The organism is Nocardioides sp. GY 10113, from assembly GCF_004919105.1.
GTDB lineage: Bacteria > Actinomycetota > Actinomycetes > Propionibacteriales > Nocardioidaceae > Nocardioides.
Window position 1 is genome coordinate 1 of sequence record NZ_STGK01000038.1, and the last position, 1114, is coordinate 1114.

Annotated in this window: 1 protein-coding gene; it reads right to left on the reverse strand. The window is 68.2% G+C overall.

From position 1 onward, the window contains the following. The coding region (locus E8D34_RS20630; RefSeq protein ID WP_136596391.1) for an aspartate aminotransferase family protein at positions 1-1114 on the reverse strand (1114 nt) is incomplete at both ends.

Consider the following 1114-nt stretch of genomic DNA (forward strand, 5'->3'; position numbering starts at 1 on the left):
CAGCGGCGGGGAGAGCTGGATGACCGGGTCGCCGCGGTCGTCGGCGCGGCAGTACAGGCCGGCGTCGTAGAGGGCCTTGGACAGGAACCCGCGCAGCAGTCGCTCGGACTCCTCCTCGTTGAAGGTCTCCTTGGTCTCCTTGTTCTTGACCAGCTCGATGCCGTAGAAGTAGCCGGCGCCGCGGACATCGCCCACGATCGGCAGGTCCAGCAGCTTCTCCAGGGTGGAGCGGAAGACGTCCTCGTTCTCGCGGACGTTCTCCAGGACCTTCTCCTCCTCGAAGATCTCCAGGTTGCGCAGCGCGACCGCGGTCGCGACCGGGTGGCCACCGAAGGTGTAGCCGTGCAGGAAGGTCTCCTCGCCCTCGGCGAACGGCGCGAACAGCTTGTCGCTGGCGATCATCGCGCCCAGCGGGGCGTAGCCGGAGGTCAGGCCCTTGGCGCAGGTGATGATGTCGGGCTGGTAGCCGAACCGCTCGGCACCGAACATGTAGCCCAGTCGACCGAAGGCGCAGATCACCTCGTCGGAGACCAGCAGCACGTCGTACTCGTCGCAGATCTCACGGACCCGCTCGAAGTAGCCCGGCGGGGGCGGGAAGCAGCCACCGGCGTTCTGCACCGGCTCGAGGAAGACCGCGGCCACGGTGTCGGGGCCCTCGTTGAGGATCGCGACCTCGATCTGGTCCGCGGCCCACCGGCCGAACGCCTCGGGGTCGTCGGCGTGGATCGGGGCGCGGTAGATGTTGGTGTTCGGGACCCGGAAGGTGGAGGGCACCAGCGGCTCGAACTGCTGCTTCAGGCCGGGCAGGCCGGTGATCGACAGCGCGCCCTGGGTGGTGCCGTGGTAGGCGATCGCGCGGGAGATCACCTTGTGCTTCATCGGCTTGCCGACCAGCTTGAAGTAGTTCTTGGCCAGCTTCCACGCCGACTCCACCGCCTCACCACCGCCGGTGGTGAAGAAGACCTTGTTCAGGTCACCGGGCGCGTAGGAGGCGACCTTCGCGGCCAGCTTGATCGCGGTCGGGTGCGCGTAGGACCACAGCGGGAAGTAGGCCAGCTCGCTGGCCTGCTGCGCGGCGACCTCGGCCAGGTCGGTACGGCCGTGGCCCAGCTGG